This window comes from Bifidobacterium callitrichos DSM 23973, from assembly GCF_000741175.1.
GTDB lineage: Bacteria > Actinomycetota > Actinomycetes > Actinomycetales > Bifidobacteriaceae > Bifidobacterium > Bifidobacterium callitrichos.
In genome coordinates, this window is record NZ_JGYS01000001.1 from 253,198 (window position 1) to 268,397 (window position 15,200).

At 65.7% G+C, this 15,200-nt stretch carries 11 protein-coding genes and 1 pseudogene; 10 read left to right on the top strand and 2 right to left on the bottom strand.

The window, feature by feature from the left end; genetic code table 11:
• Both BCAL_RS01240 and BCAL_RS01245 read right to left on the bottom strand, forming a co-directional pair.
• On the bottom strand, positions 1–687 hold the full coding sequence (locus BCAL_RS01240) for an energy-coupling factor transporter transmembrane component T (protein ID WP_043163701.1): 687 nt from the start codon (positions 685–687) through the stop codon (positions 1–3).
• Positions 687–1,352, bottom strand: coding sequence for an MptD family putative ECF transporter S component (locus BCAL_RS01245; RefSeq protein ID WP_043163703.1), 666 nt, complete (start codon positions 1,350–1,352; stop codon positions 687–689). The genes BCAL_RS01240 and BCAL_RS01245 overlap by 1 nt, the downstream gene beginning before the upstream one ends.
• Before the next feature lie 321 nt (positions 1,353–1,673).
• On the opposite strand from BCAL_RS01245, the gene uvrA reads away from it, so the two are divergent.
• The 10 genes and pseudogenes from uvrA to BCAL_RS01295 all read left to right on the top strand — a co-directional run bounded on the left by uvrA (position 1,674) and on the right by BCAL_RS01295 (position 14,665).
• Positions 1,674–4,622, top strand: coding sequence for an excinuclease ABC subunit UvrA (uvrA, locus tag BCAL_RS01250; RefSeq protein ID WP_043163920.1), 2,949 nt, complete (start codon positions 1,674–1,676; stop codon positions 4,620–4,622).
• Complete coding sequence (gene uvrC, locus BCAL_RS01255; RefSeq protein WP_420796796.1) at positions 4,577–6,958, top strand: excinuclease ABC subunit UvrC; 2,382 nt, start codon at positions 4,577–4,579, stop codon at positions 6,956–6,958. The genes uvrA and uvrC overlap by 46 nt, the downstream gene beginning before the upstream one ends.
• Positions 6,959–7,015: 57 nt before the next feature.
• Positions 7,016–7,993 (top strand): shikimate dehydrogenase family protein, encoded by a 978-nt coding sequence (locus BCAL_RS01260; protein ID WP_043163707.1) that lies wholly within the window; start codon positions 7,016–7,018, stop codon positions 7,991–7,993.
• Between the two features lie 17 nt (positions 7,994–8,010).
• Complete coding sequence (gene rapZ, locus BCAL_RS01265; RefSeq protein ID WP_043163709.1) at positions 8,011–8,934, top strand: RNase adapter RapZ; 924 nt, start codon at positions 8,011–8,013, stop codon at positions 8,932–8,934.
• Positions 8,935–9,100: 166 nt separating this feature from the next.
• Positions 9,101–10,048 carry a DNA-binding protein WhiA gene (whiA, locus tag BCAL_RS01270; protein ID WP_043163711.1) on the top strand — a complete coding sequence of 316 codons (948 nt, stop codon included), beginning with the start codon at positions 9,101–9,103 and terminating at the stop codon, positions 10,046–10,048.
• A 128-nt stretch (positions 10,049–10,176) separates the two neighbouring features.
• Positions 10,177–11,382 (top strand): phosphoglycerate kinase, encoded by a 1,206-nt coding sequence (locus tag BCAL_RS01275; RefSeq protein WP_043163713.1) that lies wholly within the window; start codon positions 10,177–10,179, stop codon positions 11,380–11,382.
• Between the two features lie 160 nt (positions 11,383–11,542).
• Positions 11,543–12,336, top strand: a pseudogene (tpiA, locus tag BCAL_RS01280) (triose-phosphate isomerase).
• 82 nt (positions 12,337–12,418) lie between these two features.
• On the top strand, positions 12,419–12,667 hold the full coding sequence (secG, locus tag BCAL_RS01285) for a preprotein translocase subunit SecG (protein ID WP_043163717.1): 249 nt from the start codon (positions 12,419–12,421) through the stop codon (positions 12,665–12,667).
• Between the two features lie 190 nt (positions 12,668–12,857).
• Positions 12,858–13,808, top strand: a complete 951-nt coding sequence (locus tag BCAL_RS01290; RefSeq protein ID WP_043163719.1) for an L-lactate dehydrogenase — start codon at positions 12,858–12,860, stop codon at positions 13,806–13,808.
• A gap of 5 nt (positions 13,809–13,813) precedes the next feature.
• Entirely contained in the window at positions 13,814–14,665 is an 852-nt protein-coding gene (locus tag BCAL_RS01295; protein WP_043163922.1) for an HAD family hydrolase, read from the top strand.
• Positions 14,666–15,200 lie beyond the last annotated feature (535 nt).

The window sequence follows — 15,200 nt, forward strand, 5'->3', positions numbered from 1 at the left end:
TCAGATCACCCCCGCGATATCCAGAACAAGCGGGGCCGTCGCCGCCGACATCATCACCCAATCGGCCGCGCGCATGCGGATCGCCGTACGCGACGTATGCGCGCCCTTACGCCCAAGCCCCTTCGTCAGCGCCGCCACCGACAGATCCTGCGCCACCGTCGTCGCGTTCATCAGCAACGGCACCACCACGTACTCCAGCGACTGCGCCGGATGACGGATCCACGCGAACGCGCCCGAGGCGATGCCCCGCAACGCCATCGCCTCGCGGATGCGCCGATAATCCGGCAGGATCGTCGGAAAGAACCGGATGATCACCACGCACGGGATCACCACCGTCTCCGGCACGCGCATACGACGCATCGCGCACACGAACGCGCTCGCCGACGTGGTGGTGAACGCGTACGCGCCCGTCATGAAGCACGGCAGCATCATCGAGACGCCAACAGCCAGCGCCGCGACGACATGCAGCTGCGGGACGCCCATCGCATCCGGGTCGAGCATGCCGAGCGCGGTGAGAGCCGCATACAGCACGGCGAATCGTGCGGCCATGCGCAGGCGTCCCGCGGCCGCCAGCGGCGTCAGGAACAGGACGACCATGACGATCTGCGTGACGAGCCCCACGTGGAAGAACAGCATGAGGTTCGCGAGCAGCAGCAGGTAGAGTTTCGCGCGCGGGTCGAGCCCCATCAGGCGATGCCGGCCTTGACGAAGTGCTTTCTCATCAGACGCTGTCCGAACCACCCGCCGATCAGCGCGCACACGAGGATCGCGACCATCGCCAGCACGAACGTGCCCATGTTGATGTTCGCGAACACGCCGTCGATGTACGCCGCGTCCTTGCCGCGCGCCTCGAGGCTCGCCACATACGCGTCCTTCATGAACCACAACGGCAGGATCGGGCCGGTCAGACCGTACGAGAACACGACGTAGGAGACCAGAAGCAGCACCTTGTTGCGGTATGCGCCGGCCCGTGCGATGAGATCGGCGGCCAGCGGGAAGACGATGCTCGCGACGAACGAGAGGGCGAAATGGCCGGAGACGAACAGGAACAGGCCGATCACCAGACCCATCACCGTGATGCCGCCGAACTTGCGCAGGCGAGCGTCGAGCAGCATGAACACGGGGCCGGAGATCAGCGCCGCGATGGCGGGCAGGAAGATCGAACCGAAGCCTCCGGTGAACAGCGTGCTGACCAGCGTGGCGATGCACACCATCACGAAATACAGTGCGGAGAACACGCCGATCGTGATGAGATCGGCGGTGGCGAGTCCCCTCTTCGCTCGAGTGTCGGGGGATTCGGCTTCGGAGGACGGGGTCGTGGGGGTGGTGACGGGGGCGTTCGGTGCGGTCAAGACTGTTCTTCCGTTTCCTGTGATTCCTGTACTTCGCATCGTCCGCGGCGGTTGCGGCGGACGTGCCATACTCGCCAATGTAACGGGGAAGCGGAGCAAAGGCAATACCCAATTTTCCACGATTTCCCCGACACGCCATCGAACAACTGTTCGAATTGTGTCGGGGAATCGGGTATCCTTGGGGCAGGTTTGACGTATTGACACACATAGGAACAGGGACGAGGAAGGCGGGGCGCTGTGGCGGCGACGCGGACTGATACTCATGCACGGGAGGACGTCGGGGAAGACGGGAAGGTCGGCGGTCACGCCGTCGGAGGCGTCATGGGCGCGGCGGTCGCCGGAGAGGAGTCGTTCCTCTCGCGCGAGATCGCGAAGGCGCCGCTCGTCGAGCGTGGCGGTTCGCTGATCGCGGACATCTCGCACATTCCGAATGATCTCAAGATCACGATCCAGGGCGCCCGCGAGCACAATCTGAAGAACGTGGATCTCGCGATCCCGCGCAACCGCATGGTCGTGTTCACCGGCCTGTCCGGCTCGGGCAAGTCGTCGCTCGCGTTCGACACCCTCTTCGCCGAAGGACAGCGCCGATACGTCGAGTCGCTCTCCGCCTACGCCCGTCAGTTCCTCGGGCAGATGGACAAGCCCGACGTCGACTTCATCGAAGGTCTGAGCCCGGCCGTCTCCATCGACCAGAAGACCACCAACAGGAACCCCCGCTCCACCGTCGGCACCATCACCGAGATCTATGACTACCTCAGGCTCCTGTTCGCGCGCACCGGCGTGCCGCACTGCCCCGAATGCGGCGAGCCCGTCGCCTCGCAGACCCCGCAGCAGATCGTCGACGCGCTGATGGCCTACCCCGAGCGCACGCGCTTCCAGATCCTCGCTCCCGTCGTCAGGGGGCGCAAGGGAGAGTTCGTCGACATGCTCGAGCTACTGCGCTCCGACGGCTACGCCCGAGCGCTCATCGACGGCGAGATGAGGCAGCTGTCCGACGACATCACGCTCGCCAAGCAGAGGAAGCACACCATCGAGGTGGTCGTCGACCGTCTCGTCGTCAAGGACGGCATGCGCCAGCGCCTCACCGATTCGGTCGAGACCGCGTTGAGGCTCGCCAACGGATCCATCGTCATCGACTTCGTCGACGAGGAGGAGGGGTCGCCGGCGCGCCGACGTCCGTTCTCCGAGCATCGCAGCTGCCCCAACGGGCATACGCTCGAACTTGACGAGATCGAGCCGCGCACCTTCTCCTTCAACGCGCCCTACGGCGCATGCCCGGCCTGCACGGGTCTGGGATTCAAGCTGGAGATCGACCCGGAGCTCGTCATCTCCGATCCTGACAAGTCGCTCGCCGAAGGCGTCATCGAGCCGTGGAGCGGCACCAAGATGGCCTCCCAGTACTACGGGCACGTCCTCGAGGGGCTCGCCAGGGAGATGGGATTCTCGATGCGCACCCCGTGGAAGGACCTTCCCGAGGACGTGCGCCACGACATCCTCTATGGCCACGATTTCAAGGTCGACGTCTCCTACCGCAACCGCTGGGGGCGCCTGCGGGAGTACTCCACCGGTTTCGAAGGGGTCGTGCGCACGCTGATGCGCCGTCACGAGGAGACCGATTCGCAGTCGATGAAGGAGTACTACGAGTCGTACATGCGCGAGGTGCCCTGCCAGGTGTGCAAGGGCAGGAGGCTCAAGCCCGAGGTGCTCGCGGTCACCGTGGACGGCAAGTCCATCTTCGACGTGTGCGACATGCCCGTCGTGCGCGAGCTCGCATGGATCAACGGTCTGCACCTCGAGGGCTCCGCGCTGAAGATCGCCGGCGAGGTGCTCAAGGAGATCAGGGCGCGTCTCGGCTTCCTCAACGACGTCGGCCTCGACTACCTCACCCTCTCACGCGCCGCGGCCACGCTCTCCGGCGGCGAGGCGCAGCGCATCCGCCTCGCCACGCAGATCGGCTCCGGCCTCGTCGGCGTCATGTACGTGCTCGACGAGCCGTCCATCGGCCTGCATCAGCGCGACAACGCCCGGCTCATCGAGACCCTGCACCACCTGCGCGACCTCGGCAACACGCTCATCGTCGTAGAGCACGACGAGGACACGATCCGCGGTGCCGACTGGCTCGTCGACATCGGCCCCGGGGCGGGCGAGCACGGCGGCGAGGTCGTCTACTCCGGCCCCGCCTCGCACCTGATCGAGGCGAAACGCTCCATCACCGGCGACTACATCGCCCGCCGCCGTGAGATCGCCGTGCCCGCGCATCGCCGCAAGATCACGCGCACCGCGAAGCTCAGGGTCGTTGGCGCGCGCGAGAACAACCTGAAGAACATCGACGTGGACTTCCCGCTCGGCGTCTTCACCGTCGTCACCGGCGTCTCCGGCTCCGGCAAGTCGTCGCTCGTCAACTCGATCCTCTACCCGGTCCTCGCCGACAGGCTCAACGGCGCACGCATCGTGCCCGGCAAGCATCGCCGCGTCGAGGGACTCGACCAGGTGCGCAAGGTCATCCACGTCGACCAGAACCCGATCGGACGCACCCCGCGATCCAACCCCGCCACCTACACCGGCGTGTGGGACAAGATCCGCACCCTCTTCGCCAAGACCCCCGAGGCGCAGGTGCGCGGCTACGGGCCGGGGCGCTTCTCGTTCAACGTCAAGGGCGGCCGATGCGAGGCCTGCCACGGCGACGGCACGCTCAAGATCGAGATGAACTTCCTGCCCGACGTGTACGTCGAATGCGAGACCTGCCACGGCAAACGCTACAACCGCGAGACCCTCGAGGTGAAGTACAACGGCAAGACGGTCTCCGACATCCTCGACATGCCCATCGAGGAGGCCGCCGACTTCTTCAAGGCGTACACCGGCATCTCCCGGTACCTCAAGACCCTGGTCGACGTCGGCCTCGGCTACATCCGTCTCGGACAGCCCGCGCCCACGCTCTCCGGAGGCGAATCGCAGCGTGTCAAGCTCGCCACCGAACTCCAGCGCCGCTCCGACGGCAGGACCGTGTACATCCTCGACGAGCCGACCACGGGCCTGCACTTCGAGGACGTCAACAAGCTGCTCAAGGTGCTGCAGGGTCTCGTCGACAAGGGCAACACGGTGATCGTCATCGAACACAACCTCGACGTCGTCAAGTCGGCCGACTGGATCATCGATCTGGGGCCCGAAGGCGGCGACGGCGGCGGCACGATCGTCACGCAGGGCACACCGGAACAGGTGGCGGCGTGCGAAGAGTCGTGGACGGGGAAGTTCCTCAAGGGCATGCTGTGACGAACGACATTGAACGGCATTCGCCGGAGGTGTGGCGCAGGACCGCCGACGCCCTGCTCGGCGAGCATGGGGCGAGCGCGGACGACGTCGGTGAGGGCACGGCGCGCGTGAACCGCAACGGGGCTCCGCTGCTGGGGGACTCGCGCGACCTGTTCCGTCCCAGAACCTCGGACATCCCCGCGAAGCCGGGAGTGTACAAGTGGCGCGACGGCGAGGGGCGCGTCATCTACGTGGGCAAGGCGAAGAACCTGCGCAACAGGCTGACCAACTACTTCCAGCCGCTCTACCTCCTGCACCCGCGCACGCAGACGATGGTGCTCACCGCCCGCAGTCTCGAATGGACGGTGGTGGGCACCGAACTGGAGTCGCTCACGCTCGAATACACGTGGATCAAGGAGTTCGACCCGCGGTTCAACGTGCAGTTCCGCGACGACAAGACCTACCCGTATCTGGCGATCTCGGCGGGGGAGCCCGTTCCCCGCGTGTGGGTGACGCGCAGCCGCAAACGGCGCGACACCCGGTATTTCGGCCCCTACGCGAAGGTGTGGGATCTGCGGCACGGGCTCGACAGGCTGCTGCGCACCTTCCCGGTGCGCACCTGCACGACGAACGTCTACCACAAGGCCGAGCTGACCGGGCGGCCCTGTCTGCTCGCCTCCATCGGCAAATGCTCGGCGCCCTGCGTCGGGCGCATCGCCCCGGACGAGCATCGGCGCATGTGCGAGCAGCTCATCGGCGTGATGACCGGGCGCCTCGGCAGGTCGTACATCACCCAGCTGACGCGTGACATGAAGGCCGCGGCAGCCGACCTCGAATTCGAGAGGGCCGCGCGGCTGCGCGACGAGATCGCCATGCTCTCCACCGTCGTCGAACAGAACGCCGTCGTCTTCGACCAGGACGTGGACGCCGACGTGTTCGGCTTCGCCACCGACGAGCTCGAGGCGTCCGTGCACGCGTTCCACGTACGTGCCGGTTCGATCCGCGGAGAACGCAACTGGAGCGTCGAACGCGTCGAGGACATCGACGACGCCGATCTGATGGCCGACCTCATCGTGCAGGTCTACTCCGAACTGACCGGGGACCAGACACGGGCCGCGGATGGGGACGCGGTTGGCGAGTCCGATGGACTCGTGCGGGAACGACGAGAAGCGGTCGGCTCCACGCAGAGCGTCACGGCGGTGGACGCGCAGGCGCGTGCGAAGGCCACCCGTGAGCGCAACGCGAGACAGGAAGTCACCGGACGCGCCGACCTGCTCGCGCCGATCGCACCCGTGCCGCGCGAGGTGATCGTGCCGGTCGAACCGTCGCGCCGCGAGGAGCTCGAGGGCTGGCTGACGACCCTGCGCGGGGGAGCGGTGTCGATCCGCGTCGCCTCGCGCGGCGACAAGCGCCAGCTCATGGACCGTGCGAACGAGAACGCCTCCCAGGCGCTTGAGCGCAGCAAGCTCAGCCGCATCTCCGACATGGGCGCGCGCACGCGGGCCATGAACGACGTGGCCGATGCGCTGGGACTCGACGAGGCGCCGCTGCGCATCGAATGCTACGACATCTCGAACACCGTCGGCGGGGCGTTCCAGGTCGCCTCGATGGTCGTGTTCGAGGACGCCGTCGCGAAGAAGTCGGAATACCGCCGCTTCGCCATCCGCGGCAGGGACGGCCGGGGTGCGCTCGACGATCTGTCCGCACTCTACGAGACGCTCACCCGCCGGTTCCGTCACGGCAACATCGCCGGCGACTCCGGCGAGAGCATCGACGCGGAACGGCGCATGACCGAGGCCGGCATCCCGGTCGGACCGGATGCGGCGCGCGGCGACGGCGACGCGCTCGTCCAGCAGAACACGGACCGGCACCACTTCGCCTACAAGCCGAATCTCGTCGTGGTCGACGGCGGACAGCCGCAGGTCATGGCCGCCGCCAGGGCGCTGCGTGACTGCGGCGTCGACGACGTGGCCGTCTGCGGGCTCGCCAAGCGGCTCGAGGAGGTGTGGGTGCCGGACGACGACTATCCGATCATCCTCAAACGCCAGTCCGAAGGCATGTACCTGCTGCAGCGCGTGCGTGACGAATCCCATCGGTTCGCCATCACCTACCATCGCCAGACCCGGCGCAGAGGGGCGCTGCGCAGCGCGCTCGACGACATCCCCGGAATCGGCGAAACCTATCAGAAACGTCTGCTCGCGCACTTCGGGTCCGTGCGCGCGATGCGCACGGCGAGCGTCGAGGAGCTGGAGGCCGTCAAGGGCATCGGGCACGCCAAGGCGCAGGCCATCCATGACGCTCTGGCGAAGGAAAGCGGAAAAGTGAGGGACGCGGGAACGCAAAGCGCGGGGCGGTAGCATCCGTTCCACATAGTCCGAGTAGGATGGGGTCCAGCGAACTCCAAGGAGGCATGGATGACGATCGACAACCGATGCGCGGTGCTGGGCAAGCCCATCGCGCACTCGCTGTCCCCGGTGCTGCACAATGCGGCGTACCGTGCGCTGGGACTGAAGGACTGGGCCTATGACAGGCACGAGGTGGGCGAGGACGATCTGGACGCCTTCCTCAAGGGTCTCGACCCCACCTGGCGCGGTCTGAGCCTGACGATGCCGCTCAAGAGGACCATCCAGCCCTACGGGGTGCCCAGCAACGTGTGGGCGCGCGAGCTCAAGGTGGCCAACACCGCGATCCTCGACTGGTCTGCGGCGGACCATGACGACCCCGCCTGGCCCAACGGCAGACCGGGCATCAAGCTCTACAACACCGACGTGGTCGGCATCCAGCTCGCCTTCGACCATGCCAACCGCGAGCTCGGCGTCCATCACGCCGACGGCGAATCGGGCCGCGCGCTCATCATCGGCAACGGCAACACGGCCACGTCGGCCGCCGCCGCATGCCTGATGATGAGCGAGATCGGACGCATCACCGTAGCCTCGCGGCACCCCGGCAGGAGCCTCGGGCTCGACTCCGCCTCCCGGATCTTCAACGGCGACGGCCGTCGTCCGTACGACGAGATCGACCTGAACGACGAGGAAGCCATGATTCGGGCGGCGTGCGAGGCGACCTACGTCATCAGCACCATCCCCGGGCGTGCGGCGGACGGACTCGCCGCCATGCTCGACGCATCGTCGGCGTCGTTCGACGGCCTGCTGCTCGACGTGGTCTACGATCCACGGCCCACGAAACTCATGCAGGCATGGCGCGACCGCGGTGGACATGCGATCGGCGGCGAGGAGATGCTGCTCTACCAGGCCGTCATCCAGGTGCTGCTCATGACCGGAATATGGGACGGCGACCCGCCCTCGGACGCCGACAGGCGTCTGCAGGACGTCACCACCGACGACGACCAGTTGGAAATGGCGATGCGACGGGCCCTCGAGGAGGCGTTGTGATGAGAAACCGGCGACTGATGACGATGATCAACCAGGCCGAACCGGGCGAGGAGAACAAGCCCGCGCCCGCCGACGCGTTCGAGGTGCTGCTCATCACCGGCATGTCCGGCGCGGGGCGCTCGCACGCCGCCGACTGCCTGGAGGACATGGGCTGGTACGTGGTTGACAACCTGCCGCCCAAGCTGCTCGTGCCGCTCGTCGACATGATGACCAATGCGCGCGGCGGCGACGGCGTGCACAAGCTCGCCGCCGTCATCGACGTGCGCTCGCGCTCCTACTTCGACGATCTCAACGAGGTGCTGAGTCATCTGGACGATCTCGGCGTCAAGACCCGCATCCTGTTCCTTGACGCGCGTGACGACGTGCTCGTCAAGCGCTACGAGTCGGTGCGCAGGCCGCATCCGCTCCAGCGCGGCAACCGTCTGATCGATGGCATCAACGAGGAGCGCGTGCTGCTGTCCGATCTCAAGGAGCGTGCGGACATGGTGATCGACACCTCCGCGCTCTCCATCCACCAGCTGTCCACCAAGCTCTACGAGGCGATGATCGGCAAGGGGCCGTCCACGGTCTCCGTGCACGTCTTCAGCTTCGGGTTCAAATACGGCACGCCCACCGACGCCGACTTCGTGGCCGACGTGCGCTTCCTGCCCAACCCGTTCTGGGTGCCGAGCCTGAGGGAGCTCACCGGACGGGACAAGCCCGTCGCCGACTACGTGCTCGGCTCCAAAGGGGCCACGGAGTTCCTCGACGCCTACGAGAAGGCGCTGGTGACGGCCATCGAGGGGTACGCGAAGGAGGACAAGCACTTCGTGACCATCGCCGTCGGCTGCACCGGAGGACAGCACCGGTCCGTGGCGATGAGCGAGGAGCTGGCCCGCCGTTTGCGTTCACATGGGCTTGATGTCACCGTTTCGGCGCGCGAGCTGCAACGTAGGCGATGATCGCGGGCTGACCATATCCCGAGACGGCACCGTCGAAAAGGTGAAAAAGGTAAGAATGTTGTCCAAGATGGTCGGTATCACAGAAGTTCGGCGGACGGCAGGAGTATCCATCCTTCAGGGCCGGGCCTGAGACCATTGAGAGGGACGAGACTTAGGAGGTTGGCTCTTGGCTCTTCTGGATGATGTGAAAAGCGAGCTGGCGGCGTTGGAGGATGAGAAGGCGGATGCGCGCAAGGCGCAGGTGACCGCCATGATCCGCTTCGCCGGCGGCTTCACGAACAATGCCCAGAAGCAGATCGTCATGCTCGCCACATTCGATTCGCTGATCGCCGCACAATGGCTGCAAAGGAACATCGAGGACCTGTACAACCTCGAGGCACGGCTCATCACGTCGAGCCGCACCACGCCCAAGGGGACGCACCAGTACCATGTCGTCAAGGTCGAGCGCGGTGCCGTGAACCTTGCGGTGGCCACTGGCCTGATCGATCGCAACAAGGCGGTGCGCGGCCTTCCCGTCAAGATCGTGCAGGGCAAGATCGCCCAGGTCCGCGCCGCATGGCGAGGCGCGTTCATGGCCAAGGGCATCCTGTCCGATCTGGGCAAGAACCCGTACATGGAGATCATCTGCCCGGGCAACGAGGCCGCCATGGCGCTGGCGGGTCTCGCTCGCAGGCTCGGCATCACCGCCAAGCCGCGTCAGCTGAGCAAGTCGTACCGCGTCACGCTCACCGACCCCGATTCGATCGAACGCATGCTCAACTCGCTGGGCGCGCTGCGCTCCGCACGCGAGTGGACCGGCAAGCGCACCGACGGGGAGACCCGATCCAAGGCCAATCGACTGGCCAACTTCGACGACGCCAACATGCGTCGGTCCGCCAAGGCCGCTGCCGAGGCGTGCGAGAAGGTGCGCAAGGCGTTCGAACTGTTCGAGGAGGCCGGCGTCGAGGTGCCCGACAATCTTCTGGCCGCGGGCAAGCTGCGTCTGGAGCACGGCGACGCGAGCCTCGAGGAGCTCGGACGTCTCGCCGAGCCGCCGATCTCGAAGGACGCCATCGCCGGCCGCATCCGCAGGCTGCTTCAGCTCGCGGAGAAGACCGCCAAGTCGCGTTCCTGATCGCGAACACACGGAAACGTTTGTCAAAAAACATGTGTCAGGCCTGCCGTCCGCGGCAGGCCTGTTGTATTATGCGAAGTGGCAAGAACTCGCCACTTTCCCGCGCGAGCGGTTCAGAAAGGATACACATGAAGACACTCAAGGATCTTGGAGATCTCAAGGGCAAGCGCGTTCTGATGCGCGCCGATTTCAACGTCCCGCTGGACGGCACCACGATCACCGACGACGGTCGTATCAAGGCCGCCCTGCCGACGATCAAGACCCTGCGCGAGGAAGGCGCCAAGGTCATCCTGATGGCCCACCTCGGCCGTCCGAAGGGCAAGGTCGTCCCGGAGCTGTCCCTGGCCCCGGTTGCCAAGCGTCTGGGCGAGCTGCTCGGCATCGAGGTCCCGCTGGCCAAGGATACCTACGGCGAGGACGCCCAGGCCAAGGTCGCCGCGATGAACGACGGTGACGTCGTCCTGCTCGAGAACGTGCGCTTCAACCCGGAGGAGACCAGCAAGGACCCGGCCGTGCGCGCCCCGTACGCCAAGAAGATCGCCGCCCTCGGCGAGGTCTTCGTCTCCGACGGCTTCGGCGTCGTGCACCGTGCCCAGGGCTCCGACTACGACGTGGCCGCCGATCTGCCGGCCGCCGCCGGCCTGCTGGTCGAGAAGGAAGTCAAGGCCCTGTCCAAGGCCACCGAGAACCCGGAGCGCCCGTTCACCGTCGTGCTCGGCGGCTCCAAGGTCTCCGACAAGCTCGGCGTCATCGAGAACCTGCTCGACAAGGCCAACCGTCTCGTCATCGGCGGCGGCATGGTCTTCACCTTCCTCAAGGCCAAGGGCTACGAGGTCGGCACCTCCCTGCTCGAGGAGGACCAGCTCGACAAGGTCAAGGGCTACATCGAGACCGCCGAGAAGAACGGCGTCGAGCTCGTGCTGCCGACCGACATCGTCGTGAACCCCGGCTTCCCGGCCGGTGACACCCCGGTCGCCCCGGAGGTCGTCCCCGCTGACGCCATCCCGGCCGACAAGATGGGCCTCGATATCGGCCCGGACTCCCAGAAGCTGTTCCACGACAAGATCGTCGACTCCAAGACCGTCGTGTGGAACGGCCCGATGGGCGTGTTCGAGATCGCCGCGTTCGCGGACGGCACCAAGGCCGTTGCCCAGGGTCTGGTCGACGCGACCGCCGCTGGTGCCTTCACCATCGTCGGTGGCGGCGACTCCGCCTCCGCGGTGCGTAACCTCGGCTTCCCGGAGGACGGCTTCTCGCACATCTCCACCGGTGGCGGCGCCTCCCTCGAGTTCCTCGAGGGCAAGGAGCTCCCGGGCCTGAAGGTGCTCGAGTAGTCATCACGATTTCGTGAGGAAGGGGCGGCGTCAGGCCGCCCCTTTCGCTTGACGGCGTCTTTCGCCGTCCCTTACTCTTTACGTTCTCACCGCTTCCCAACCACTCCACATGCAGCGCGATGTGCTGCATCATCGCAACCCGCGCAACGGAAGGAAACCCATGGCGTCCAAACGCATCCCGCTGGTGGCCGGCAACTGGAAGATGAACTTCGATCATCTCGAGGCCACCTATTTCGTGCAGAAGCTCGCATGGCTGCTGCGAGACGCCCATTTCGACTTCCGGTCCGTCGAAGTGGCGCTGTTCCCCTCCTTCACGTCGCTGCGCAGCGTCCAGGTGCTTGTCGAGGCAGACAAGCTCAGGATCCGCTACGGCGCGCAATCCGTATCCGTCACCAACCAGGGTGCGTTCACCGGCGACATCTCCGCGGACATGATCGCGCACCTCGGCTGCTCGTACGTCATCATCGGCCACTCGGAACGCCGCAAATACCATCCCGAGGACGACGCCAACATCGTCGATCAGGTGCGTGCCGTGCTCGCCGCCGGCATGCAGCCCATCCTGTGCGTCGGCGAAAGCTTCGAGGAGCGCCGTCAGGGCATCGAGCTCGACTTTGCCGTCGGGCAGGTCCACGACGTGACCCGGGACCTCAACGAGGACGAGGCGGCCAAGCTCATCATCGCCTACGAGCCGGTCTGGGCGATCGGCACCGGCATGGTCGCCACCCCCGAATCGGCGCAGGACGCCGCTCAGGCCATCCGAGCGACATGAGGTCGACGTTCGGCGCCGACGTGGCCGACACCGTGCGCATCCTCTACGGCGGCTCCGTCAGCTCGAAGAACGCGGTCGAGCTCATCGGCGAGCCGGACGTGGACGGCTTCCTCATCGGCGGCGCCGCGCTCGACGCGGACGAGCTGGCCCGCATCTGCCGTCTCACCGAGCGGACCGTGCGCTGATCATCACAGATCATCACATGTTTTTCAACACGTTGCGCTATGCTTAGGCGCAGCATTAGTAGAACCCGGAGGTATACACACCTTGACCGCTGTCAAAATCGCCCTTGAAATCATCGTCGTCATCCTGAGCTGCCTGCTCACCCTGCTCATCCTCATGCACAAGGGCAAGGGCGGCGGCCTGTCCGACATGTTCGGCGGTGGCCTGACCCAGAACGCGGGCACCTCCGGCGTCGCCGAGAAGAACCTGAACCGTTGGACCGTCTTCATCGCCCTCATCTGGGTGGCGATCATCATCGCCTTGGGTCTGATGACCAAGTTCAACCTCATCTGAACCATCCGATGAACCATTCGGGCTTCGGCTCGAGCTCCCCGAGTATCGCATAGGGACATACATACGGCGTACAAGGGCATATCCGCAATCGACCCATGACCCAACGGCCATGGGTCGCATTCGTATGCGTCCGCATGCGCTGGAAACGCTCAAAATGGTCGCGCCCGCAACAGGAGAAAAGGAACAATCCATGGTCACCATGAACCGCAACAAGGTCGTCATCGTCGGCACAGGACAGGTCGGCTCCACCGCCGCGTTCGCCATCGTCACGCACGGCCTGTGCAACGAGCTCGTGCTCATCGACCACAATCCGGACAAGGCGTCGGGGGAGAGCCACGACCTCGACGACGGCAGCGAGTTCTGGGACCGTCACATCCGGGTCCACTCCGGCGACTACTCCGACTGCCGCGACGCCGACATCGTCGTCATCACCGTCGGCCGCAAGCCTCCGGCCAACTCCACGCGCCTGGCCGAACTCGGCTTCACCGTGGGCCTCGTCGGCGACGTCGTCGACCATGTCATGGCCTCCGGCTTCGACGGCGTGATCGTCATGGTCTCCAATCCGGTCGACGTCATGGCTTGGTACGCGTGGAAGCGCTCCGGACTGCCCCGCACGCAGGTGCTCGGCACCGGCACCGCGCTCGACACATCCCGCCTCAAGACCATCATCGGCGAGGAGACCGGTCTCGACCCGCGCAACGTCGGCGGATTCGTCATGGGCGAGCACGGAGACTCCCAGTTCACCGCATGGTCCACCGTCGCGCTCGGCGGCAAGCCGTTCGACCGGTTTCTCGCCGACAACCAGAGCCGCTTCTCCTCCGTCTCCACCGAGGAGATCGAGCGCAAGACGCGCATGCGCGGCAATGAGATCGTCGCCGTCAAGCATGGCACCAACTTCGGCATCGCCTCCACCGTCGCCGGCATCGTACAGACGATCCTGTGGGACGAACGCCGCATCGTGCCCGTCTCCACGCTGCTCGACGGCGAATACGGCGAGCATGACGTCTTCCTCGGCGTGCCCACCGAGCTGCGCGCCAACGGCGCCAACGAGATCGTCCAACTCGACCTGACCGACGAGGAACACGCCAAGCTCCACCGTTCCGCCGAGATCGTGCGCTCCTACTGCGAGGGACTGCTGTGACCGCCATCGCCACGACCACTACCGTAACCGCCCAGCCGAAGCTCATCGTCGCCGACCTCGACGGCACGCTCCTGCACGGCGCGCCCACGTTCGAGCAGCGCTACATCACCGACCGTTCCGTCGAGGCGGTGGAGCGCCTGCACGACGCCGGATACCGATTCGCGATCGCCACGGCCCGCCCGGTGAGCACCGGTTACGAGTACGCCGAGAGACTGCCCGTGGACGCCTGCATCTACCTCAACGGCGCGCTGATCGACTTCGATCCCGCGAAATCCGACTACGACATGCTCACCTCGGGCGTCATGCCGGCCGACGGGCATCTCATGAAGATCGGCTTCCCCTCGTCGCGCGCCTGCGAGGTATGCCGCTTCCTGCTGGAGGAGATGCCGGGGCTGAAGCTCGGCATCGTCATGGACGACGTGCGGTACACGAACTTCGACGTGAGCGTCTACTGGAAGACGCAGACGTGGCGTCCCACCGACTTCACCGACGTGCCCGACGGCGTGGCCGACAAGCTCATCATCTTCCCCGAGCCCGAACAGTGGACGCGTTTGAAGACACTCGTGCCGCCGGACTTCGACGTGGCGATCTCCGAGGGCTCGATGTGGATGCTCATGAACCCGCTCGCCAACAAGCGTCATGCGCTCCAGACCCTGTGCGAGCGCATGGACGTGCCGCTCGAGTCGAGCGTGAGCTTCGGTGACGACCTCATCGACATCGACATGATGACCGCCTCCGGCATCGGCGTCGCCGTAGCCAACGCCAACCCCGAGGTCTTGAGGATCGCCGACCAGATCTGCCCTCCCAACGACGACGACGGCGTCGCCCAGTGGATCGACGCCCACCTGCTCGGCTAGCGGTCTGTATCCGTACGTTCCGTGGGACTCAGCACGAAAAACCGTGGCAATCACCGCGGCAATCACACTGAGTCCCTCGGATTCGCGGAACTCAAGAGCAGAATCGGCCATGGCCGCACTGAGTCCCGCTGAACAAATCTGAGTCTTCTGTTGTTTTCGTGGGGTTGGTTGGCTGGTTGGGGTAGCCGGATGTCGAGGCCGTCGCATCGGAGCATGACGAGGCTGATGAGGTTGTAGACGTGGCGAAAAGCCGTCGGCCATCCGGATGGCCGACCATGATCCGGTTGTCGGGCGCCTCGAGCCTCGCGTTCGAGCGGCCGGCTTGATCGTCTCGAGGATGTCGGGGCGGCGTCGTCTGATCTTCTTGGCCGGCTCTGCCTGTCCCGGGGAATTCAGCACGAAAAACATGGGGAATCGTGCTGAGTCCCCCGGATTTGCGGGACTCAGCACGGTTGCGGGCGGTTCCGTCGCTGAGTCCCGCGGCTTGAACGCCGATCCCCGCGGCCGCCTGTCGGCCGTGGAATAGAAACCATTG

Coding starts and splice junctions, on each gene's coding strand:
- BCAL_RS01240 (WP_043163701.1), bottom strand. CDS start 687: ATGGGGCTCGACCCGCGCGCGAAACTCTACCTGCTGCTGCTCGCGAAC.
- uvrA (WP_043163920.1), top strand. CDS start 1,674: ATGGGCGCGGCGGTCGCCGGAGAGGAGTCGTTCCTCTCGCGCGAGATC.
- BCAL_RS01260 (WP_043163707.1), top strand. CDS start 7,016: ATGACGATCGACAACCGATGCGCGGTGCTGGGCAAGCCCATCGCGCAC.
- rapZ (WP_043163709.1), top strand. CDS start 8,011: ATGACGATGATCAACCAGGCCGAACCGGGCGAGGAGAACAAGCCCGCG.
- BCAL_RS01275 (WP_043163713.1), top strand. CDS start 10,177: ATGAAGACACTCAAGGATCTTGGAGATCTCAAGGGCAAGCGCGTTCTG.
- BCAL_RS01290 (WP_043163719.1), top strand. CDS start 12,858: ATGGTCACCATGAACCGCAACAAGGTCGTCATCGTCGGCACAGGACAG.